Source organism: Bacillus gaemokensis, assembly GCF_001590835.1.
In the GTDB taxonomy this organism is placed as follows: Bacteria; Bacillota; Bacilli; order Bacillales; family Bacillaceae_G; genus Bacillus_A; species Bacillus_A gaemokensis.
On the sequence record NZ_LTAQ01000015.1, the window covers coordinates 1 to 23,059 of the forward strand.

Below are 23,059 nucleotides of genomic sequence, written 5' to 3' on the forward strand. Positions count from 1 at the left end.
TGTTTGTTTCGTTCAGTTTTCAGAGAACTCGTTTGCCGCTCATTTGCGACTCCCTTATGTTAACACTTTAATTTTTCAATGTCAACTAAGTTTTTTATTTCGTTTGTCGCGTTCTGCGTTATTGCTATCGGCGACTCGTATAATACTACACCCCATTTATATAAACGTCAATATGTTTTTCTAAAAAAATATAAAAAAGACTTATCCCCTATGAATAAGCCTTTTCCCTCCATAAATCTATCTTTATTTATTTTTCTTCTATAATTGGCAATGAAACAATAAACTGAATAACTCCATCTTCATATTCAGCCTTAATTCCTCCACCTTGAAGTTCCACAATACTTCTTGCAATTGCAAGACCAAGACCTGATCCTTCTGTTACTCTACTTCTGGACTGATCCTTCTTATAAAAACGCTCAAATAGATTTCCTAATTCCTCTCTCGTAAACTCTTCACTATGATTTGCAACAGAGATTTGAATATTCCGGCGCTGTCTTTGCAGAGAAACTTTAATCTCCCCATCATCTTTACTATATTTAATAGCATTCATTAATAGGTTTTCAAACACACGAACCATTTTCTCTGAATCAATAGCAGCATACACACGTTCCTCAGGAAACCTTTTAACAAATACAAGTCCATGATCTTCTGCTTGCGGTACTAATTCTTCTATTAACTGATCAAGAAGTTCATTCATACATACTTCTTGTTTTTCTAATACAATCTTTTCATTCGTTAATTTTGTATACTCAAATAAATCTTCTATCAAATTCTTCAACTGCTCTGATTTTGAAAAGGCGATTTTCATGTACTCATCATGTTGCTCTTTATTTTCATATTTCGAATCACGCAGCAAACGTAAATATCCCATAATAGAAGTAAGAGGTGTTCTTAGATCATGCGATACATTTGTAATCAGTTCATTTTTTTGCTTTTCCAGTTTTCGTTCCTTTTCTATATTCAACATTAATTCTTCTACCATTTGATTCATATTCACTGCTAATAATCCCAGTTCATCTTTACCCTTCTCTCGAATCCTATATTGTAAATTCCCTTTCGCAATCTCCCTTACTCCTTCTGCCATTGCCTCAATCTGCTTCATTTTCCTTTTTGTTATATAGAAGAAAGAAAATAAAAAAGTAATAAAACCAAGTAAATACGGGATTGGACCATCATAAGCGATATATTTTACGTCTCCCTGTGGTACACCACTAGCAATAACATACATATTTTTATCATTAAGTGTAACAGGATAAAAAGTAGTAAATTCCTTACGTGTTTCTTCCACTCCATTATTTATCGCATAATCATCTATATAACCATCCTGATTAACCCTCATATAACCAGCTTGGTTAATTTTAAAATTCATTATGTTTCGAATCGTACTATGAAGATTAATCTGCTCTTCTTGTGCATCTTTAGTCTTATACGCAACCTTACCATTCTCATCTACAATCAAAACCTTTAATTCCCCTTGAAAATCTCGTCGTTCAAGAACTTCTTGTATATCAGGTTCAGCACCTTCACCTGTAATCAACTCGACAAGTCTTTGTGTACTCGCATCAATACTACGCATACCTGGCATATAATCAATAACTGCACGCTGATCAACACCTCGAAAAAACGGGTTCGATATCCAAGTCACTAAAATACCCAGTAAAAAACATAACGCGAATGTAGCAATCAACTGTACCCGTATACTCTTTTGTACAAACTGTACCAGTGTATATAGGAACCTTTTAAAAGTTCTATACATCCAACCTATTGGTTTAAATATCTTTTTCAACCTTATACCCCACTCCCCAAACCGTTTTGATATAACGCGGTTTTCTTGGATTTTCTTCAACCTTCTCACGAATTTTTCGAATATGTACCATTACAGTGTTATCAGATTGAAAGGATCTTTCATTCCAAACCTTTTCATAAATCTGCTCTGCGCTAAAGACCAAACCAGAATTACGAGCTAGCAACTCTAGAATCGAAAATTCCCTCGGTGTTAGCTTCACTTCTTCATCTGCCACAATCACTTCATGCGTTGCAACATTTATTTTCATATCCCCAATCTCAATTTCATTTTCATTTTGTACAACAAATCCATTCATTTTCATATACCGGCGAAGCTGTGATTTAATTCTTGCTATCAGCTCTAGCGGATTGAAAGGTTTCGTTACATAATCATCTGCTCCTGTTGTTAATCCTAAAATTTTATCCATATCCTGTGTTTTTGCCGATAACATAATAATTGGCATTTCTTTTGCTTCTCGTACTTTCATACACATATGAACCCCATCAATTTTCGGCATCATAATATCTAACACAACTAAATGTACTTCGTTTTTCTCTAATATATCTAATCCCTCTGCTCCATCCGCTGCGTGTAACACCTTATATCCTTCATTCTTTAAGTAAATCGCAATTAAATCTCTTATTTCTTTTTCATCATCTACAACAAGTATTGTTTCTTGTCCCACAATATCGCCCCCACAACTTTTAAAGTCCTATTTCTTATTATAAGAAAACTTCTGAAGAAATACGGCTTGAAATCCTTAAGATTTTCTGAAGACGCAAAAAAGGTCTAGACTCCCCTTAAGTCTAGACCTTTCAAAAAAACCCCTTTATTTACGAACATAGATGAAATATAGTACGAATAAAACTCCCATTACATACATAATTGGATGAATTTCTTTACGGCGACCACTTACAACCATCGTAATTGGATAGAAGATAAATCCAATTGCGATTCCTGTTGCAATACTATACGTAAGCGGCATGGAAATAATCGTGAAGAATGCTGGTACTGCAATCTCGAATTTCTTCCAATCAATTTCCCCTAAAGATGAAACCATCAAAATCCCTACAATAATTAAAGCCGGTGCCGTTACAGCCGCTGTTACGACACTTAATAATGGTGAAAAGAAAAGTGCTAACAAGAAAAATCCTGCTGTTACAACCGCTGTAAATCCTGAACGTCCTCCCGCTGCTACCCCTGCAGACGATTCGATGTAAGACGTTGTCGTAGATGTACCCAGAATTGCACCAATTACAGTTGCAATCGCATCTGCAAATAACGCTTTTCCCGCACGTGGTAATTTGTTGTTCTTCATTAGCCCTGCTTGATTCGCAACAGCTACCAATGTACCCGCTGTATCAAAGAAGTCGATAAAGAAGAACGTTATAATAACAATCCCCATTTGAACAGTGAAAATATCTCCGAAGTGACTTAGCGCCACCCCGAACGTAGGTTCTAGACTTGGGATTGCACCAACTACAGCTTTTGGTGTATCGATTAATCCTGTTGCTACTCCAAGAATTGCAGTAAGAATCATCCCATAGAAAACTGCACCGTTTATCTTTTTAATCATTAAGATAATCGTAATGACTACCCCGAAAATCGCAAGTAATGTTGTACCCTTTGTTAAATCCCCCAATCCAACAAGGACAGCATCATTCTTTACTATAATCCCGGCATTTTGAAAACCAAGAAAGGCGATAAATAATCCAATACCAGCTGCTACCGCAAACTTTAACTCCGCTGGTATGGCATTAATAATTTTTTCACGAATACCAGAAGCAGTAAGAATAATAAAGATAATACCTGACATTAGCGTTCCGGCAATCGCTGTTTGCCACGGGATCCCCATCGTTAACACTGCTGTATAAGCAAAGAATGCGTTGATCCCCATTCCTGGCGCTAAAGCAATTGGATACTTTGCAAAGATACCCATAATCAGTGACCCAATCGCTGCCGCTAAAGCTGTTGCAACAAATACTGCACCTGGATCCATTCCTGTTCCTGCTGGTAACCCTTTAATGTTTCCCAACGACAGCGTAGCAGGATTGACAAATAGTACATAAGCCATAGATAAAAATGTCGTTAACCCTGCAATGAACTCTGTTTTATAATTCGTACCGAGCTCATCGAACTGAAAATAACGTTTCATTCTACGTTTCCCCCGTTATATGATTACTCGTCGTAATCCTCCCTAGTCCTCTTTTATCCATAGAAATAAAAAAGGCTTCCATTGCATATACATGGAAGCGTTCTGTAAATAAAGGCAGGTTTCCCCTTACCTCTATGAAAACGCCTCGTAGTCAAGCCATTTACGGTAGCTAGGTAGAAACTTTCGGGCCATATCCCCGATATTATACGACGGCTGTAATATTCATTTTTCGTATCAATTACATACTCATATTAACTCACACATAAGTATATGTCAATTTAAAAACGAACATTTTTGTTCGTTTTTTATTTTTCGTTCGTGTAATCAACAAAAAAGATCCATCTATGCATAAAACATAGATAGATCTTCCTTTAAACGAATAAACCTATTCTATTCCCACTCAATTGTTGCTGGTGGCTTACTTGTTACATCATACACGATACGGTTAACGTGTTTTACTTCGTTTACGATACGTACAGAGATTTTCTCTAATACATCCCAAGGGATACGTGCCCAGTCTGCTGTCATACCATCGATTGATGTTACTGCACGAATACCTACTGTGTAATCATAAGTACGCTCATCACCCATAACACCTACACTACGCATACCAGGAAGCGCAGTGAAGTATTGCCAAATTTCACGGTCTAAACCTGCTTTTTGAATCTCTTCACGTAAAATCGCATCAGATTCACGAACGATTTTTAATTTTTCTTCCGTAATTTCACCTAACACACGGATACCAAGTCCTGGACCTGGGAACGGCTGACGCCATACGATTTCATCAGGAATTCCAAGTTCTGATCCTAATACACGTACTTCATCTTTAAATAATGTGTTTAAAGGTTCAATTAGCTTAAATTGCATATCTTCTGGAAGTCCACCAACGTTATGGTGAGACTTAATCGTTTGTGCAGTTGCTGTACCACTTTCAACAATGTCAGTGTACAACGTACCTTGTGCTAAGAAATCCATTCCTTGTAATTTTGATGCTTCATCGTCAAATACATAGATAAATTCGTTACCAATGATTTTACGTTTTTGCTCTGGATCTTCTACACCTTTTAACTTGCTCATGAAGCGCTCTTTTGCATCTACTTTAATAACGTTCATGTGGAAGCCTTCGCTAAATGTTTTCATAACCCCTTCAGCTTCTCCCTTACGAAGTAAACCGTGGTCAACGAAAATACATGTTAATTGATCACCAATCGCTTTATGAATTAATACCGCTACAACTGAAGAATCTACACCACCACTAAGTGCACATAATACTTTTTTATCGCCAACTGTTTCACGGATTTTTTCTAATTCTACTTCGATAAAGTTCTCCATGTTCCATCCTTCAGAACAACCACACGCACCAAACACGAAGTTTTTGATTAAATCATTTCCGTGCTCTGAATGACGTACTTCTGGATGGAACTGTACACCGTATAAGTTTTGCGATTCATTACTCATACCAGCAATCGGGCAAGATTCACTTGTTGCGTCTACTACGAATCCTTCTGGTAAACCTGTTACTAGGTCACCATGGCTCATCCATACAACTTGCTCTTCTGGAAGGTTTGCGTATAATTTTGATTCGTTCTCTACTTTTAGAACTGCTTTTCCGTACTCACGATGGTTTGCACGTTCTACTTTTCCACCAAAGTGTTTTGTCATAAGCTGCATGCCGTAACAAATACCGAATATTGGTAATCCTAATTCGAAGATTTTTTCATCACAATGTAATGCATTTTCACCATATACACTATTTGGTCCACCAGAGAAAATAATCCCTTTTGGATTCATTGCTTTAATTTCTTCCGCAGTAATTGTATGTGGATGAAGTTCACTGTATACACCGAACTCACGAATTCGACGTGCAATTAACTGATTGTACTGACTCCCAAAATCTAAAACGATAATCGTATCGTGCTGTTTTTTCAAAATAATCACCCCAACGTTAGTTCTGTATATAAATATTTTCACCAATTTGGCAAAAAGCATTACCAATATAATAAAAAAAGCCAGTCCTCCGCCCTCAGTCTCATGACAAAGAAAAGGCAGAGGTCTGGCTTTATAAAGATACAAATCCGCTCTTTATAAATATAAGACACACTGCCTTCATAGTCAGGTTGTTTACGGTAACCCGGTAGAGACTCTCAAACCATATCATTGAGGATATATGAAGGATTGTTTTATATTATCTTCCTAGATTCTAACAATGAAGTATCAATATGGTCAAGAGAGAAAGCGACAAAATTCTACAGAAATTATTTTCCTTGTACAATAAAGCTTCTCTAAATCGTTTTTTCTTCCCTTCTCGCTGCAAGTCCCTTGAATTATTAGAAAACATATTACTGCTAGGAAAATAAAAAACATCCACCTCTATATAGAGATGGATGTTCCTTTAGCGCATGAAATTACATCATGCCGCCCATACCGCCCATGCCGCCCATGCCAGACATATCAGGCATAGCATTTCCGCCTTCTTCTGGTTTGTCAGCAACAACTGCTTCAGTTGTTAAGAACATTGCTGCAACAGATGCTGCATTTTGAAGTGCAGAACGAGTTACTTTTGTTGGGTCTACGATACCAGACTCAAGCATATTTACCCATTCGCCAGTTGCTGCGTTGAAACCAACGCCTACTTTTTCACCTTTTAGGCGTTCTACAACAACAGATCCTTCTAGACCAGCATTGATTGCGATTTGACGAACTGGTTCTTCTAATGCACGAAGTACAATGTTGATACCTGTCGCTACGTCGCCTTCAGCTGCAAGACCAGCTACTTTTGTATATACGTTCATAAGTGAAGTACCACCACCTGCAACAATACCTTCTTCTACTGCTGCACGAGTTGAGTTAAGTGCATCTTCAATACGAAGCTTACGCTCTTTTAACTCAGTTTCAGTTGCTGCACCTACTTTAATTACTGCTACACCGCCTGCAAGTTTAGCAAGGCGTTCTTGTAATTTTTCACGATCGAATTCAGAAGTTGTTTCTTCTAACTGCGCACGGATTTGACCAATGCGAGCTTTGATTTGTTCTGTGCTACCTACACCTTCAACTACAGTTGTGTTTTCTTTCGTTACAACCACTTTACCAGCGCGTCCTAAAGATGCAACTGTAGCAGATTTCAAGTCACGTCCTAACTCTTCAGTGATTACTTCACCGCCAGTTAAAATCGCGATATCTTCTAACATTGCTTTACGACGGTCACCAAATCCAGGAGCCTTAACAGCTACTACATTGAATGTACCACGAAGTTTATTCACTACTAAAGTAGCTAACGCTTCGCCTTCTACATCTTCTGCAATGATAAGAAGTGGTTTACCTTGTTGTACCACTTGCTCTAATACTGGTAAGATTTCTTGAATGTTAGAAATCTTTTTGTCAGTGATTAAGATGTATGGGTTATCAAGAACTGCTTCCATCTTATCAGAATCAGTAATCATGTAAGGAGATGCATATCCACGATCAAATTGCATACCTTCTACTACATCTAATTCAGTTGTGAATCCTTTTGATTCTTCTAATGTAATAACGCCGTCGTTACCAACGCGTTCCATTGCTTCAGCAATTAATTGACCTACTTCTTCGTCAGCAGATGAAATAGCAGCTACTTGTGCGATAGAAGATTTACCTTCGATTGGTTTAGAAATCGTTTTTAATTCTTCAATTGCTGCAACAACAGCTTTTTCGATACCTTTACGAAGACCCATTGGATTCGCACCAGCTGTTACGTTTTTTAAACCTTCACGAATCATTGCTTGCGCTAATACAGTTGCAGTTGTTGTTCCGTCACCAGCTACGTCATTTGTTTTGCTAGCAACTTCTGCTACTAATTTTGCACCCATGTTTTCGAAAGCATCTTCTAATTCGATTTCTTTCGCAATTGTTACACCATCATTTGTAATAAGTGGTGAACCAAATTTTTTCTCAAGTACAACGTTACGACCTTTTGGTCCAAGCGTTACTTTTACTGCGTTTGCAAGAGTGTCGACACCGCGAAGCATCGAACGACGTGCTTCTTCACTAAATTTAATATCTTTCGCCATAATATTTGACCCCCTTGGATTTTTAAAATGTATATAATTAACCGATAACCGCTAAAATGTCACTTTCACGTAAAATCAAGTAGTCAGTACCTTCATATTTCACTTCAGTACCTGCATATTTTGAGAAGATGATAAGATCACCTGCTGCTACTTCTAAAGCAATACGCTCACCATTTTCAAGCACTCGACCAGTACCTACTGCAATAACTTTACCCTCTTGTGGTTTTTCTTTTGCAGTGTCTGGTAATACAATACCACTTGCTGTTTTTTCCTCTGCTTGAACAAGCTCAATTACAACGCGATCACCTAATGGCTTTAGCATGAACAATAACCTCCTCATTTTTCTATGTAAATTTTCTTTATTAGCACTCAAAGACCCTGAGTGCTAACACACTTATAATAATAAATAATCTAATTTTCTTTTGCAAGTAAAAAAATCATAATTTTTTCGCAAATTCCTATATAAACTTTTTCTATACAACTTCCTAGCACAAATAATTCTATTAGCGTTGTAACTATTCTCAAAAAGACACTTAATATATGAATCGGCTTTTCCACTTATCGTATGTTACAATATGAAAGATGCCATAAGTTGTTTTCTCTATAGGTACAGCTTTTTCCTGTCTCCTATTTCATTTTCAAATAAAGATTTACAAAAAAATAATAATACGAACGGTTATTAAGTATCCACGGCTGGATGTTTACATGTTATCCCGCCTTATCTCATAAACTAGAGTTAGAAAGGATGGTTAACCAATTTGAAAAAACAATATTGGTGGATTATAGTTACATATATTCTGATGCAATTATCAAGCATCATCGGATTACCACTTCTTGTAAAAAGCGGACTTTATGATAATAGCGGTTTAACACGAGATGAAAAAATACAAATCATGACTGGTCATTGGGCAATTATTAGCTTTTTCATTGCGTTATGCATCGTACTTTGGCTACTGCGAACAGACATTCGCGAAAGTCGTTTCGATACAAAACGCGCCAGTATTCCTGCCACAATTGGTTGGATTTTTATCGGTTTCTTTTTAGCTTTCTTTTCTCAAACAATTGCTGGCACAATCGAAATGCGTTTATTGGGCATTAAACCTGGGTCTGAGAACACAGCTCGCTTGATGGAAATTGCAAGAACTACCCCATGGTTCCTTATTGTTATATCTATAATCGGACCTATTTTAGAAGAGATTGTCTTTAGAAAAATCTTATTTGGTTCACTTTATAAAAAATTCAACTTCTTTATAGCAGCAATTATTAGTTCCCTTGTGTTCGCAGCAATTCACTTTGATTTTACGCATCTATTGGTTTACACTTCCATGGGTCTTGTATTCGCCTTTTTATATGTGAAAACAAAGCGAATTATTGTTCCTATCATGGCACATGTTGCAATGAATACATTAGTTGCAATCTTTCAAGTACTACTAAGTAACGAACAAATACAAGAAATGATAAAAGAAGCAGAAAAAATGCAAGGATTTATCGGAGGATTTTAAATATGAGGAACTCACCATTGTTCATGGCAGCACTGTATTTCCTTCTTGGTTGTGTCTTTACACGTCTCGCAATTACGAACGTTACAGATACAATCTGGAACTTTTGGACACTACTGTTTGCTGCTATGGCAACAATTGATTTTAATTTGGCACTTCGACTTATCTTAGTTAAATTCACAAAGAAGAAACAATAATAAAACGCAGAGGATTTTCCTCTGCGTTTTATTGTGGATAATTCTTCAAAAAGTAAACAAGCGTTTGTAATTCTACAGCTAAATCAATATGATGAATTCGTATATTCTCTGACACATTTAATCGCGCTGGTGTAAAATTCAGAATCCCGTTCACACCTGTGTCAGCTAATCGATCTGCCACAGCTTGTGCAACGACAGCAGGCACTGTTAATATTGCCACTTGTATATCACTTGTCAAACGTTCTTCCATTTCATCCAAATGATATACAGGAATCCCTCCGATTTCTTTTCCAACTTTCTCTTCATTTACATCAAAAGCCATTTCAATTTTTGTATTATTATTTTTCGTGAAATTGTAATGTAAGAAAGCGGTCCCTAAATTACCCACTCCAATAAGCGCTACACGTGTTATATCATCTTGATCAAGCGTTTCTCGGAAAAATGATAGTAAATAATTCACATTATATCCATATCCCTTTTTCCCTAACGCCCCAAAATATGAAAAATCTCTTCGAATTGTTGCGGAGTCTACCTTCACCGCTTCACTCAATTCTGCTGATGAAACACGTTGCTTACCAGAAAGAGATAAGTTTTGGATAAATCGATAGTATAGAGGCAATCGTTTAGCAGTGGCTTGCGGAATCTTTTGCTGATCCATAAAACCTCTCCTCTCTTCCTATCTTTGTTCATACGATTGAAACAAATACAGAAGTTTAGTACTTAAGACTTTCCTTGTATAATAGAGAGAAGACTTCTCTCTTTATTTTAAACTATACACTATTTTTAGTATGATTGAGAAATATAAACATGGCAAAGTTAAGAAATTATTCGAGGTGAAAACATTGATTTTATTACAAGTGAATGGGCTTTCAAAATTATACGGTGCTGAAACAATTCTTGCAAACATTAAATTGGAAGTACAAACAAGAGATCGTATCGCACTAGTTGGCCGAAATGGTGCCGGAAAGTCTACATTATTAAAAATAATTGCAGGCGAACTATCTCACGATGGCGGTGAAATTATCAAACCAAAGGATGTTTCGATTGGTTATTTAGCACAAAATACTGGTTTAGAAACTTCTTTGACCATTTGGAATGAAATGCTAACTGTCTTTACTCATTTGCAGCAAATGGAAAAAAGACTTCGAAGGTTAGAGCATGAAATGGGTAAAGAAGAAAACTTTTCAAATACTACTATATACGAAAAATTACTCGCTGATTATGATCAATTACAGTTAGACTACAAAGATCAAGGCGGTTATCAGTATGAGGCTGATATTCGTTCCATTTTAAGCGGTCTTGGTTTTCCAGCTGAAACACACCAAACAACGATTTCTACGTTAAGTGGTGGGCAAAAAACAAGACTTGCTCTCGGAAAGCTACTATTAACAAAACCAGACTTACTCATCTTAGATGAACCAACAAACCATTTAGATATCGATACATTAACATGGCTAGAACAATATTTACAAGGCTATCCTGGTTCTATTTTAATCGTTTCCCATGATCGCTACTTTTTAGACAAGCTAGTTACACAAGTATACGAAATCTCTAATAAAGAAAGCAGACGATACGTTGGTAATTACAGTAAATATTTAGATTTAAAAGCTGCACTATATGAGCAGGAAATGAAACGCTATGAGAAGCAACAAGATGAAATTGCAAAACTAGAAGACTTTGTTCAGAAAAACATCGCCCGCGCATCTACAACAAAGCGTGCACAAAGTCGTCGTAAGCAATTAGATCGAATGGAATTGCTTACTAGACCATTAGGTGACTCTAAATCAGCATCTTTTCATTTTGACATTGAAAAGCAGAGTGGGAACGATGTCTTACAAGTAAAAGATGTATCAATTGGATATGATGAAGAACCTATCATTGAGCATGTAAATATGCGCTTAACTCGCGGTGATAGTGTCGCATTAGTCGGACCAAATGGTATTGGGAAATCTACCTTATTAAAATCTCTTGTGAATAGATTACATACGTTAAGCGGTGAGGTTTCTTTCGGATCAAATGTATCTATTGGATATTATGATCAAGAACAAGCAAACTTAACATCATCTAAGCGTGTTTTAAACGAACTATGGGACGAGTATCCATTGCAACCTGAAAAAGAAATTCGCACGATACTCGGTAACTTTTTATTCACAGGCGACGATGTCTTAAAGCCGGTATCTTCCCTAAGTGGTGGACAAAAAGCACGATTAGCTCTAGCAAAATTGATGATGCAAAAATCTAATGTACTGATTCTGGATGAGCCAACAAACCATCTTGATTTGAATAGTAAAGAAATTTTAGAAAATGCCTTAATTGATTATCCAGGGACACTTTTATTCGTTTCCCATGATCGCTATTTTATTAACCGTGTCACAACAACAGTTGTTGAGTTATCAACAGATGGTGCACAAGAGTATTTAGGTGACTATGATTACTATATAGAAAAGAAACACGAAATGCTTGAACGTGCGGAATTTGAACAACAAGAAGATAACACACCTATTCAAAATAGTATTGCACAAGAAAAATTAAATTATCTTGAAGAAAAAGAGCGCAAAAAACTAGAACGCCAACGCATTCGAAAAATTGAAGAACTCGAACAAAATATTGCACAATTAGAAGAAAAAATCGAAGAATTAGAAGAGGAGCTTTGTCTACCCGAAGTATACGCTGACTATGAACGCGCTAGTGAAATTACAACAGCGAAGCAAACGATGCAAGAACAATTAGAAAAGTATATGGCTGAATGGGAAGAATTACATGTATAAAATGAAATATCATTTCTCATAAATAACAAAGTAAGTCTTCTATATTTATCTATAGTAAAAACAAGGTAGCTAAAAGTCATACAGCTACCTTGTTTCTTTTTTAGCCATACATTTTTATAGATGAAAAAGGAAATCGTCAAAGGTCTGACTTCACCTATTTTATCCACAATCTTATACACATATCCACTACTATATTATAAAAGTTTATAATAACTTTTCCACATTATCCACAAAACACAAAAAAGTTATACACATTTTATATTCACAATAAAACCCACATTATCAACAGATAATGTGGGTTTTATCCACAGATTGTGGTTAACTTTGTGTATAACTATGCTTCGATATCTAATCCTGGATTTGCATTTAACGCTAATGTCGCACGTTTTCCTTGTTCATATGCAATTGTTCCTGCTGCAGCAATCATAGCTGCATTATCGGTGCATAATGATAAAGGTGGAATAATTAACTCAATTTCTTCCTTCTTCGCAAATTCTTCTTCTAGACGTGCTCGAAGTCCCTTATTTGCTGCAACACCTCCAGCAAGAAGCAATTGTTTTACGCCATATGCCTCTGCTGCACGCGCTGCTTTTGTCACTAATACATCTATCACACTCGCTTGGAAACTAGCTGCTAAGTCTTCTGGGGCAATTTCTTCTCCACGTTGTTTTGCGTTATGCACAGTGTTGATAACTGCCGATTTTAATCCACTAAAACTAAAGTCATACGAATCTGGTTCTAGCCATGCACGAGGTAAATCAATTGTCGGTTCTCCGTCATGAGCAAGACGATCAATATGAGGACCACCTGGATATGGCATAGATAACGTACGTGCAACCTTATCGTACGCTTCTCCAGCTGCATCATCTCTTGTTTCACCAATTACTTCAAACGAACCATGCTCTTCCATGTAAACAATCTCTGTATGTCCCCCAGATACAACAAGTGATAACAATGGGAACTCTAATTCTTTTACTAAGCGGTTTGCATAAATATGGCCAGCAATATGATGAACACCAACAAGTGGAATGTCGTGAGCAAAAGCAATTGCTTTTGCTGCATTGACACCAATTAAAAGTGCCCCTACTAAGCCAGGTCCCTCCGTAACAGCAATTGCATCAATATCTTCAAAAGAAATATTCGCTTCTTTTAACGCCTCTTCTAATACAACTGTAATTTGTTCTACATGATGTCGAGATGCGATTTCTGGTACAACTCCACCGAAACGCTTATGACTTTCGATTTGAGAAGCCACCACATTTGCCACTATTTCTGTTCCATTTTTCACAACTGCTACAGCTGTTTCATCACAGCTTGTTTCAATACCAAGTATAATCGTATTTTTTCCCATTATATATTCACCCACATTACAAGACCATCTTCATAATTGTCTGTATAGTATCGTTTACGAATCCCACCATTTTGGAATCCATACTTTCGGTATAACTGTTTCGCAACTTCATTTGAAACCCTTACTTCAAGTGTCATTGTTTTTGCTCCCATTTCTTTTGCCTGATTCATTACTTCTCTCATCAAAGCATCTCCAAGCTTTTGACCACGATATTCCGGCAAAATAGCTATGTTTGTAATATGCGATTCATCAATAATAATCCATAATCCACAGTATCCGACTATCACATCATCTTTTTCTACGACAACATAATGTGCATACTCATTCATCGTTAATTCACGATAAAATGCATCTGCGGTCCAAGGAGTTGGGAATGACGCTTCTTCAATTACTACGATTTGAGCAATATCATCAGTCGTCATCTTTCTAAATGTAATATCCATTTTGATAACCCCTATTTTTTCTGACTTTCGAGCCACTTGGTTTCTGCCTCAGCTAAACGGAGATAGCTTGGAACAAATGTATGTACACTTTGCTCTTCTTTTTGTAATCCTAAAAAGGCTAACTCACTTGGTCTTGGATTATTCTTTGTAAAAGAAGCAAACACAGCTTGATCTCCTAAATATTCTATAATCGTTTCTTTATGTTGTTCTACATCATTACCGATAAATAAAACAGGTTGTCCCATATCTTTTAACATCTGCAACCAATCAACAATAAGAACAATCCGATCATCTTCTATAGAAGATAGCTGCTCTTCTTTATATGTATACAGTCCTGTGTAGATTTGTCCACGACGTCCATCAAACAATGGACAAATAACTCCTTGAAAATTAGATCCATTTGCAGCCACTACTTCTAAACTAGATACACCCACAATCGGTATTTGTAATGACCAAGCTAAAGTTTTTGCAGCCGTCACACCAATTCGAACTCCTGTATACGATCCAGGACCAGCTGCTACAACAATTTTATCTAACTCTTTCGGTTTTACATTGCATTCCTTCAGAAGTTGTTCTACAGCTGGCATAAGACGTACAGAATGATTTTTTGTTAAATTTGTAATGATTTCTCCGACAACAGTGTTTCCATCAATAAGAGAAACGCCCATTACATAATTTGAAGTATCAATTGCTAGTACTTTCATCTTGTAATAGCTCCTCACATAATCTAATATAGCGCTCACCACTTGGCTCTAATACGATTTTTCTTGTATCATCACCCGTATGGAACAAGCTAATCTTTAATTTCTCATTTGGCAAAAAAGGTTCAATTAAATGAGCCCACTCTACCACTGTTACACCTTCACCATAAAAATACTCATCAAACCCTAAATCTTCTTCGCTTTCCGCTAAACGATATACGTCCATATGATATAGCGGCAATCGCCCTTTGTATTCTTTAATAATATTGAATGTGGGACTATTTACAACTCGTTTCACACCAAGACCTTTTGCAAGACCTTTCGTAAAAGTTGTCTTACCAGCACCTAAATCCCCTTCTAGAATAAGTACATCTTGTACCTTAACCAGTTGACCTAACTTTTCTGATAAGTTTTGTGTCTCTTCAGAAGACATTGTCGTTATTTCATGTTTATTCAAAGGTTTCACCTACCTTACTCACAATATTCTCTGTTCTCTATTATACAGATTTTTTCCCTTTGTTTCATTTTGAACATATAAAAAAGACCTTAGGAGTTATCCTAAGGGTAAGATTGACTGTCTTTATAAGTTTTCTTAAAAATAAATAAAAAAATACGAAACAAGTTGTTTCGTTCTTTTCTTTGTATAAATGGCGGTCCCGACCGGGGTCGAACCGGCGATCTCCTGCGTGACAGGCAGGCATGTTAACCACTACACCACGGGACCATTGGTTGCGGGGACAGGATTTGAACCTGCGACCTTCGGGTTATGAGCCCGACGAGCTACCGRACTGCTCCACCCCGCGACGATACTATTTTAATATTATATATGGTGGAGGATGACGGGATCGAACCGCCGACCCCCTGCTTGTAAGGCAGGTGCTCTCCCAGCTGAGCTAATCCTCCAAAGTGGTGACCCGTACGGGATTCGAACCCGTGTTACCGCCGTGAAAGGGCGGTGTCTTAACCACTTGACCAACGGGCCAATATGAATGGCAGAGAAGAAGGGATTCGAACCCTCGCACCGCGTCAGCGATCTACTCCCTTAGCAGGGGAGCCCCTTGAGCCACTTGGGTACTTCTCTGTATGGCTCCGCAGGTAGGACTCGAACCTACGACCGATCGGTTAACAGCCGATAGCTCTACCACTGAGCTACTGCGGAATAAGAAAGACAATTTCTATCTTATAAAAATTCATATTACAAGTCAAGTCGTTTATATAATATCTTGTACAAACGTGACATGTTTATAATATACTGGATTGATTTTTAACTGTCAAGGTGTTTTTTTATCTGCTTTAGTGTCCCTTTACACTTTCCGCACACATATCTCGATGTATTCATTTGACGCCTTCTTACATATTGAAGAGAACATCCTATACATTCATACGTATAAGTTTTAATCGTCTTCTTCGCTTCAATTATTCTTTTGCAAAACCTAGGCGCACCGACCTTCTTCAATAACTGCCGAAAATCTCGATCACGATGTCGGTATCCTCTGCCTTCAATATGCAAATGGTAATGACAAAGTTCATGCTTAATGATACCTATTAGTTCTTCTTTTCCATACCTTTTATAATAATGATAGTTTAATTCTATATTGTGACTTCTTAATAAGTATCTTCCACCAGTTGTCCGGAGCCTCTTATTAAACATCGCTTTATGCAAAAAAAACTTTCCGAAGTACTGTAATGATATTGCTTCTACAAGTCTTTGAACTTCTTGCTCATTCATTTTCATTCCTCCAAAACTAAAAAATAAACTTACACTTTTCTTCCTTCTTATACATATATTAAATAGTACATATACCCACCCTCATTCAAAAAGCAAAACTTCTATGTAAAGGCACCTTCCTTGTACTATTCATAGAAGTTCGCTAACTAAACTCTTATAGGGAGTTCCTACGACTTAATTTTTCACTTCTTTCGAATCCTCGAATGCAAGGAGACTACTTATTCGAGTAGGATTAAACAAGGAGGGATCCTTATGCCCACGTGGCTCCGAAAACAAATGCAACGTGCATATTTCGAAAAAAACCGGTATCAAATCAAGTTACTGAATGAATGCTGGTTTTATTATAGCAGAACACATCAAAACTCCTAATCAATTGAAACATCCTATTCATACAAAAAAAGAGCAGTTTCATACCTGCTCTCTTTTCCTTATTATTCAATTGGCAACATCGATAAGGCAACACGCCCTTTTTTCATATCGACATCATCAACCCATACCTTTACAATTTGTCCAACAGATACAATATCCAATGGATGCTTCACAAATTGTTTACTTATTTTAGAAATATGGACTAAACCATCTTGTTTCACACCAATATCGACAAACGCACCGAAATCAACAACATTTCGAACAGTTCCTTCTAATTCCATACCACGCTTTAAATCTTCTAATTTTAGAATTCCTTTTTTCAAAAGTGGTTTCGGCAATTCATCACGCATATCTCGCTCCGGACTAATTAAAGCATCTATAATATCAACTAATGTCGGCTCCCCAATCCCCGTCTCTTGAGATAATTGAGAAAACTCCACCCCTTCTAAACATTTTTGCAAATGAGGTTGCCCAACATCACCAAGTGATAGCCCTAAACTTTTTAATAATAATTCTACATTTTTATACTGCTCTGGATGAATGCTTGTTCGATCCAATGGATTTTCTCCTTCTAATATGCGCAAGAAACCTATACACTGTTCGTACGTTTTTGCACCTAAACGTGGGATTTTCTTTAAATCTGTACGCTTTATAAATTTCCCATCTTCTTCACGTTTAGCTACAATGTTTTTCGCCACTGTTTTTGATAATCCTGAAACGTATTGTAATAATGGGACAGAAGCTGTATTTACATTAACTCCAACTTGGTTAACCGCGGTTTCTACTACAAACGTTAACGATTCATTCAATCTCTTTTGGGATACATCATGTTGGTATTGCCCTACCCCAACAGATTTAGGATCAATCTTCACAAGTTCCGCGAGTGGATCTTGCAAGCGTCGCCCAATCGATACGGCACTTCTTTCCTCAACTTGAAAATCCGGAAATTCCTCACGCGCTAAATCGGAAGCTGAATATACACTAGCACCTGCTTCATTTACAATAATATAAAAGACATCTCTCTGTACTTTTTGTAAGACATCCACTATAAATTCTTCCGTTTCCCGAGAAGCCGTACCATTTCCAATCGCGATCATCTGCACTTGATATTTTTCTATAATAGAAAGAACTTTCATTTTTGCATCTTCATATTTCCGTACAGGTGGGTGAGGATAAATAACATCAATATGAAGAACCTTCCCTGTATCATCCACCACCGCTAACTTACAACCTGTTCGATAAGCAGGGTCTACCGCTAATACTACTTTCCCTTTCATCGGCGGTTGCAATAATAAGTTACGTAAATTCTCAGAGAAAATATGAATCGCTTGTTCTTCTGCAGTTTCAGTCAATTCTTTTCGAATCTCTCTTTCAATTGACGGCTGAATTAATCGCTTATATCCCTCTCCAATCGCCAATTGTACATATGCTGCACTTTTTGAAGATACATCACGAATTACTTTTTTATGTAGAAAACGAACAATTTCTTCCGTTGATGGAGTAACAGAAACCTTCAGAATATCTTCTTTTTCACCACGGTTCATAGCTAACACACGATGTGGTACAACCTTTTGCAACGGCTCTTCGTAGCTATAATACATTTCGTATATATTTTTTTCGTCTTTCTCTTCATCTTTTACAGATGAAGAAATCATCCCTTTTTTAAAAGTAACATTTCGAATCCAACTACGATACGCCGCATCATCCGAAACAATCTCTGCGATAATATCTTGCGCCCCTTGCAGTGCCTCTTCCGTAGAATGCACTTCTTTCGCAGCATCAACGAAATTGGTCGCCTTTTCGTGTGGATCTTCTTTTGTAAACAATAATAGCCACTCAGCTAAAGGTTCTAATCCTTTTTCCTTAGCAATTGTTGCTTTTGTTCTTCTTTTTTCTTTATAGGGACGGTATAAATCCTCTACTTCTTGTAGCTTTGTTGCAGAGACAATGTAACGGCGCAACTCTTCTGTTAATTTCCCCTTTTCATTAATAAGACGAAGAACCTCTTCTTTTCGATCTTCAAGTTGCATCATATATTGCCATCTTTCTAAGATGGCACGAATTTGCACTTCATCTAAAGAGCCTGTCCATTCTTTCCGGTAACGAGCAATAAATGGAACTGTGTTACCTTCTTCTGTTAATTGAATCACATGACGAACTTGCTTTTCTGTAAAGCCTAATTCTTTCACTAACATTTTCATTAACACTTGTCGATTATCTACCATTTCCATATTCAACCGAAACCTCCTCTAATAAAAAAAGTTGCCCCTAAAAGAGAGCAACTTAAACTGCCGATTTAAAAATCTATTAGTCCTAAACTAATTTGTAAAGCTTCATCTACACGACTCATCATCATCTCATCCAAATGAGTGATTTTGTCCGTTAAGCGCTGCTTATCGATTGTTCGAATCTGCTCGAGCAAGATAACAGAATCTCTCTCAAATCCGTACTTTTTCGCATCAATTTCCACATGTGTGGGCAATTTCGCTTTTTGAATCTGCGCAGTAATAGCCGCTACAATCACAGTCGGACTAAAACGATTTCCGATGTCATTTTGAATGACAAGAACCGGACGAACGCCTCCTTGCTCAGAACCAACAACTGGGGAAAGATCTGCAAAATACACGTCGCCGCGTTTTACAATCAAAATATTACCCCCCGCTAACTAAGCGTTCTACTGTATGAGCTGCTTCATACTCTGCTAAGAAAGCTTCAGATGCAATACCAAGATTAATTTTTCCCATTTCAATATACCCACGTCGCATTGATTCATGTTGGTAGCGTTTCTTTGTCTTATGTTGACGCAATAACAGTTGTGTCGCCTGGCAAATTAGTTCATGGCGATTCTTATTCTCTTGCTTCCCAATTCCGTCCAATTCCGTTACCACTTGCTTCGGCAACCGAACCACGATTTCAGTAGTTACACTTGATTCGGACACAAAAATACACCTCCACCGTCAACTACACACCCAAATATATATGACACCTATTGTAATAATACCATTGTATGGAGCCTGTTGCAAAGACTTCCTTATTCCTTGCTTATGTTTTCCAATTCACAAACAAAACATTCATCTTCTTTTATTTTTTATCTCTTTCTAACAAGAAATAACATGAAACTTCTATCAATGGAGGACTGTAATATCCACTGACAACCAGCTCTCACAATTTGTGTTTTATAAGCGGTAACCATCATAATGATTTTCACTTATATATCATTTAAATAGTTTATAACTTCTACTACTTTCCCATGCCGTATAAATATACGAGGAACACGGAAACTAATTGTCGTGATAATTTCATAATTAATCGTATTTGAATACTCAGCAACTTCAGTTGCACTAATGTACTCATCCCCTTGCCTTCCAATAAGGGTAACCTTTGTTCCAAGTGGCACTTCACAAGGAAGATGCAGCATAAATTGATCCATCGTAATCCGGCCTACAATAGGAACTCTTTTTCCAGCCACAAGCACTTTAAATCCCTGTAACCTCCTAAGCCATCCATCTGCATAGCCAATCGGTACCGTCGCAATCCACTCTTCCGTCTTCGTCCGATATGTGACGTTATAACTAATTCCATCACCCTTAATAACCTGTTTAATATGCGCAACTGTCGTATGAAGTGAAAGAGCAGGTTCTAATTTAATAGGTAAAAAAGGACGTATCTCTACAGAAGGTGATAATCCATACATCGCAATCCCTAGCCGAACAGCATTAAATGTGATGCCATGAAATCGCATAGTAGCCGCACTATTTGCCGTATGAATAAACTTGGGATTCACTCCGAATTCTTTCAACCAACTAATTTGCTCTAGAAAAGTGTTATATTGCTTATCAAAATAAGATGTCTCCACTTCATCTGCTGTTGAAAAATGTGTATATACCCCTTCCATCTCCAAAAACGGGGCATCTTCTAAACTACGTAAAAACTCTTTTAACTCTTTACGTTCACGAATCCCAATTCTCCCCATACCACTATCGAAGTTAATATGAAACTTCATTTGGACTCGACTATCCCAGATTTTTATCGCCTCTTCAACCCATTCCTTTTGAAAAACAGTTAATGCCACATCATTTTCAGCCGCTACATTCACAACACGCGGTGGTGATGGGCCTAATACTAAAATTGGTGCAGTAATACCTGCTCTGCGAAGTACTAACGCTTCATCCAAAAAAGCAACAGCTAGCCTTGTTGCCCCGGCCTCTAACGCAGTTATAGCCACCGGAACATAGTCATGTCCATATGCATTTCCTTTTACTACAGCAAAAATCTCTACATCTTCCGGTATAATTTCTTTAATATGCGTTACATTGTTATAGATCGCATCCAAATCTACTTCTACCCACGTATCACGGTAAAACGATGAATCTCCCATAAAAACACACTTCCTTATATACGATATGCGAAGCTTATTCTTTTATATTCGTCTTTTATGAAATCCATTCCTCAAAACAAAAAAAGACGCGGTGCATATACACCACGTCTAACAAGTTCATTTCACCTGCTTCGCTGTAACAGAACGAGCTACCATTAACAACTCATCTGGTTTTAACCCTTTAGACACGAGCATATATTCCACTCCGTTATGTGACCATGTTACCGAGTCTTTTGTTAATGCACCGATTGTAAAACCAAGATCAACTAATTCTCCACTTACACTTACCGACGCGGAAGCCTCTGCAACCTTTGCCTTTTCTTGTATTAACGTAAAGGATTTCTTATCTCCAGTGTATGTGAGTATCGCACGCTTTCCACTGTCTGTCTTTAACTCTTTTTCTTCTTTTAAAACGACACCTTGCGGGGTATCTCGTGGATATAAAATGGCAAATGGCTTATCTTCTTTTGCTGTTGTCTGCACATCAACTTGTGCTCTAGACATATTTTGTTTCGTATCAAATGCACCTTTATCAAACTTCGTATCAAATTTCACCTTTGTAAAATCTACTTTTACAAGAACATTTTGATCATTATCCATTAGTTTTACTGAAACCGGTGCTAAATCATTTTTATTAAATGTAATTTCTTGCTTCGGTAACATATTTTGATGATGATAATTTGTTTTCGTCTTAAACACATAATATTTATCTGTTTTCTTAAACGAAAGGTTCTTCTGATCCTTTAGGATATCCCTTACGAGTGACTCATACAAATAAGCCTGACTACTGTTTTGTGGCCAGTCGCTTTGGAAACGAAAACTTTTATTAAGAGACGGCGTTAATACAAACACCCCTTCATTATTCCTTAAAATAATTTGACTCTGATCCTTCTTCTGATTTTTTAAATTCACACGATAATAAGAAGGTTCTTGATGCCAAATTTCTACGTTATACTCCTGCGGCTCATTTCCTGTTTTAATAGATAATTTCGCTTCAGCTTGATAACTCTTCATCCCCTTAACCTTTGCTTCTAAATCCCTCACGACGTCTTCTTGTTTCTTTTCCATACAACCTGCTAATACGAACACGGTCAATAAACCGACAATAACCAAAAATAGCCGCCTTTTCATCATTTCAGCCCCTTTGCCCCTATAAATGAATGGAAGATATTTCTTCCTTATCGCTAAATCAAATATATGAGACAAAGATGTAAAATATGCAGACTAGCGTGACGAGCTTTCTAAAATAACTTGAGCCACAGCAAATTCCCTACTATGACTGATTGATAGATGAACAATATTTTCTGTATTTGCAACGAGAACCGGCTTACCTCTCTCGTCGTTTTTTATTTCAACATCTAAAAAACTCACTTCTTTTCCAATACCAGTTCCAACAGCTTTAGAGTACGCTTCTTTCGCAGCGAACCTTCCTGCTACAAATTCCACAAGGCGATTGCCTTTCAATTCAGCAGCAACACTACGTTCTTTCTCCGTCAAAATGCGCTCCATAAATTTAAGCTTTCCATCTAACATTTTTTCAATTCGATTCAGCTCGATAATATCGATTCCAATCCCTACAATCATTTCAAAATCCCCTTCTTCTATTTGTCTTCCTTCATTCATATTGTAAGAATAACAGA

Annotated in this window: 22 protein-coding genes, 6 tRNA genes and 2 riboswitches; of the genes, 4 read left to right on the top strand and 24 right to left on the bottom strand. The window is 37.2% G+C overall.

Annotated features, from left to right (window positions below):
• Positions 1 to 247 precede the first annotated feature (247 nt).
• From AZF08_RS14820 to groES, 6 genes are all read right to left on the bottom strand, one after another.
• Positions 248 to 1,786: a sensor histidine kinase gene (locus AZF08_RS14820; RefSeq protein WP_033678825.1), complete on the bottom strand. Its 1,539-nt coding sequence runs from the start codon at positions 1,784 to 1,786 to the stop codon at positions 248 to 250.
• Positions 1,770 to 2,471 (bottom strand): response regulator transcription factor, encoded by a 702-nt coding sequence (locus AZF08_RS14825; protein ID WP_033678826.1) that lies wholly within the window; start codon positions 2,469 to 2,471, stop codon positions 1,770 to 1,772. Before AZF08_RS14825 ends, AZF08_RS14820 begins: the two co-directional genes overlap by 17 nt.
• Before the next feature lie 144 nt (positions 2,472 to 2,615).
• The gene (locus AZF08_RS14830) at positions 2,616 to 3,941 is read right to left on the bottom strand and encodes an NCS2 family permease (RefSeq protein ID WP_033678827.1); all 1,326 of its coding nucleotides are present in this window, start codon (positions 3,939 to 3,941) and stop codon (positions 2,616 to 2,618) included.
• Between the two features lie 128 nt (positions 3,942 to 4,069).
• Positions 4,070 to 4,171: riboswitch (purine riboswitch) on the bottom strand.
• Positions 4,172 to 4,331: 160 nt separating this feature from the next.
• Positions 4,332 to 5,870: a glutamine-hydrolyzing GMP synthase gene (gene guaA, locus AZF08_RS14835; RefSeq protein ID WP_153019536.1), complete on the bottom strand. Its 1,539-nt coding sequence runs from the start codon at positions 5,868 to 5,870 to the stop codon at positions 4,332 to 4,334.
• Positions 5,871 to 6,030: 160 nt separating this feature from the next.
• Positions 6,031 to 6,132: riboswitch (purine riboswitch) on the bottom strand.
• Positions 6,133 to 6,346: 214 nt separating this feature from the next.
• Positions 6,347 to 7,984, bottom strand: a complete 1,638-nt coding sequence (groL, locus tag AZF08_RS14840; RefSeq protein ID WP_033678828.1) for a chaperonin GroEL — start codon at positions 7,982 to 7,984, stop codon at positions 6,347 to 6,349.
• A 37-nt stretch (positions 7,985 to 8,021) separates the two neighbouring features.
• On the bottom strand, positions 8,022 to 8,306 hold the full coding sequence (gene groES / locus AZF08_RS14845) for a co-chaperone GroES (RefSeq protein WP_033678829.1): 285 nt from the start codon (positions 8,304 to 8,306) through the stop codon (positions 8,022 to 8,024).
• Positions 8,307 to 8,742: 436 nt separating this feature from the next.
• Between groES and AZF08_RS14850 the strand changes: the two genes are divergently transcribed.
• Both AZF08_RS14850 and AZF08_RS14855 read left to right on the top strand, forming a co-directional pair.
• Positions 8,743 to 9,486 carry a CPBP family intramembrane glutamic endopeptidase gene (locus tag AZF08_RS14850; RefSeq protein ID WP_033678830.1) on the top strand — a complete coding sequence of 248 codons (744 nt, stop codon included), beginning with the start codon at positions 8,743 to 8,745 and terminating at the stop codon, positions 9,484 to 9,486.
• Between the two features lie 2 nt (positions 9,487 to 9,488).
• On the top strand, positions 9,489 to 9,680 hold the full coding sequence (locus AZF08_RS14855; protein ID WP_033678831.1) for a YdiK family protein: 192 nt from the start codon (positions 9,489 to 9,491) through the stop codon (positions 9,678 to 9,680).
• Positions 9,681 to 9,708: 28 nt separating this feature from the next.
• Here the strand turns inward: AZF08_RS14855 and AZF08_RS14860 are convergent, their stop codons facing one another.
• Entirely contained in the window at positions 9,709 to 10,338 is a 630-nt protein-coding gene (locus AZF08_RS14860) for a redox-sensing transcriptional repressor Rex (RefSeq protein WP_033678832.1), read from the bottom strand.
• Positions 10,339 to 10,522: 184 nt separating this feature from the next.
• Between AZF08_RS14860 and AZF08_RS14865 the strand changes: the two genes are divergently transcribed.
• Positions 10,523 to 12,448, top strand: a complete 1,926-nt coding sequence (locus AZF08_RS14865) for an ABC-F family ATP-binding cassette domain-containing protein (protein ID WP_235190142.1) — start codon at positions 10,523 to 10,525, stop codon at positions 12,446 to 12,448.
• Between the two features lie 334 nt (positions 12,449 to 12,782).
• Here the strand turns inward: AZF08_RS14865 and tsaD are convergent, their stop codons facing one another.
• From tsaD to AZF08_RS14920, 11 genes are all read right to left on the bottom strand, one after another.
• Positions 12,783 to 13,799 (bottom strand): tRNA (adenosine(37)-N6)-threonylcarbamoyltransferase complex transferase subunit TsaD, encoded by a 1,017-nt coding sequence (tsaD, locus tag AZF08_RS14870; RefSeq protein ID WP_033678834.1) that lies wholly within the window; start codon positions 13,797 to 13,799, stop codon positions 12,783 to 12,785.
• Positions 13,799 to 14,242 carry a ribosomal protein S18-alanine N-acetyltransferase gene (gene rimI / locus AZF08_RS14875; RefSeq protein ID WP_033678835.1) on the bottom strand — a complete coding sequence of 148 codons (444 nt, stop codon included), beginning with the start codon at positions 14,240 to 14,242 and terminating at the stop codon, positions 13,799 to 13,801. The genes tsaD and rimI overlap by 1 nt, the downstream gene beginning before the upstream one ends.
• A gap of 11 nt (positions 14,243 to 14,253) precedes the next feature.
• Positions 14,254 to 14,946 (bottom strand): tRNA (adenosine(37)-N6)-threonylcarbamoyltransferase complex dimerization subunit type 1 TsaB, encoded by a 693-nt coding sequence (gene tsaB / locus AZF08_RS14880; RefSeq protein ID WP_033678836.1) that lies wholly within the window; start codon positions 14,944 to 14,946, stop codon positions 14,254 to 14,256.
• The gene (gene tsaE / locus AZF08_RS14885) at positions 14,927 to 15,400 is read right to left on the bottom strand and encodes a tRNA (adenosine(37)-N6)-threonylcarbamoyltransferase complex ATPase subunit type 1 TsaE (protein WP_033678837.1); all 474 of its coding nucleotides are present in this window, start codon (positions 15,398 to 15,400) and stop codon (positions 14,927 to 14,929) included. The genes tsaB and tsaE overlap by 20 nt, the downstream gene beginning before the upstream one ends.
• Positions 15,401 to 15,591: 191 nt before the next feature.
• Positions 15,592 to 15,667: transfer RNA gene (locus tag AZF08_RS14890), tRNA-Asp, on the bottom strand.
• A 2-nt stretch (positions 15,668 to 15,669) separates the two neighbouring features.
• Positions 15,670 to 15,746, bottom strand: a tRNA-Met gene (locus AZF08_RS14895).
• A 24-nt stretch (positions 15,747 to 15,770) separates the two neighbouring features.
• A tRNA-Val gene (locus tag AZF08_RS14900) sits at positions 15,771 to 15,846 on the bottom strand.
• 4 nt (positions 15,847 to 15,850) lie between these two features.
• Positions 15,851 to 15,925: transfer RNA gene (locus AZF08_RS14905), tRNA-Glu, on the bottom strand.
• An 8-nt stretch (positions 15,926 to 15,933) separates the two neighbouring features.
• Positions 15,934 to 16,024: transfer RNA gene (locus tag AZF08_RS14910), tRNA-Ser, on the bottom strand.
• 3 nt (positions 16,025 to 16,027) lie between these two features.
• Positions 16,028 to 16,102: transfer RNA gene (locus AZF08_RS14915), tRNA-Asn, on the bottom strand.
• Positions 16,103 to 16,207: 105 nt separating this feature from the next.
• The gene (locus AZF08_RS14920; RefSeq protein ID WP_033677599.1) at positions 16,208 to 16,672 is read right to left on the bottom strand and encodes a SprT family protein; all 465 of its coding nucleotides are present in this window, start codon (positions 16,670 to 16,672) and stop codon (positions 16,208 to 16,210) included.
• Between the two features lie 252 nt (positions 16,673 to 16,924).
• On the opposite strand from AZF08_RS14920, the gene cmpA reads away from it, so the two are divergent.
• The gene (gene cmpA, locus AZF08_RS29905) at positions 16,925 to 17,041 is read left to right on the top strand and encodes a cortex morphogenetic protein CmpA (protein ID WP_090694145.1); all 117 of its coding nucleotides are present in this window, start codon (positions 16,925 to 16,927) and stop codon (positions 17,039 to 17,041) included.
• A gap of 62 nt (positions 17,042 to 17,103) precedes the next feature.
• Here the strand turns inward: cmpA and AZF08_RS14925 are convergent, their stop codons facing one another.
• The 6 genes from AZF08_RS14925 to acpS form a co-directional block, all read right to left on the bottom strand.
• Entirely contained in the window at positions 17,104 to 19,272 is a 2,169-nt protein-coding gene (locus tag AZF08_RS14925) for a Tex family protein (protein WP_033677596.1), read from the bottom strand.
• A 65-nt stretch (positions 19,273 to 19,337) separates the two neighbouring features.
• The gene (ndoA, locus tag AZF08_RS14930; RefSeq protein ID WP_003194532.1) at positions 19,338 to 19,688 is read right to left on the bottom strand and encodes a type II toxin-antitoxin system endoribonuclease NdoA; all 351 of its coding nucleotides are present in this window, start codon (positions 19,686 to 19,688) and stop codon (positions 19,338 to 19,340) included.
• A 4-nt stretch (positions 19,689 to 19,692) separates the two neighbouring features.
• The gene (locus tag AZF08_RS14935) at positions 19,693 to 19,980 is read right to left on the bottom strand and encodes an antitoxin EndoAI (RefSeq protein ID WP_000004571.1); all 288 of its coding nucleotides are present in this window, start codon (positions 19,978 to 19,980) and stop codon (positions 19,693 to 19,695) included.
• A 269-nt stretch (positions 19,981 to 20,249) separates the two neighbouring features.
• Positions 20,250 to 21,419, bottom strand: coding sequence for an alanine racemase (gene alr, locus AZF08_RS14940; protein WP_033677594.1), 1,170 nt, complete (start codon positions 21,417 to 21,419; stop codon positions 20,250 to 20,252).
• A gap of 117 nt (positions 21,420 to 21,536) precedes the next feature.
• The gene (locus AZF08_RS14945) at positions 21,537 to 22,487 is read right to left on the bottom strand and encodes a LolA family protein (RefSeq protein ID WP_033677603.1); all 951 of its coding nucleotides are present in this window, start codon (positions 22,485 to 22,487) and stop codon (positions 21,537 to 21,539) included.
• 156 nt (positions 22,488 to 22,643) lie between these two features.
• A complete protein-coding gene (gene acpS, locus AZF08_RS14950; protein WP_033677592.1) occupies positions 22,644 to 23,003 on the bottom strand; it encodes a holo-ACP synthase in 360 nt (119 codons plus the stop codon).
• Positions 23,004 to 23,059: the final 56 nt, after the last annotated feature.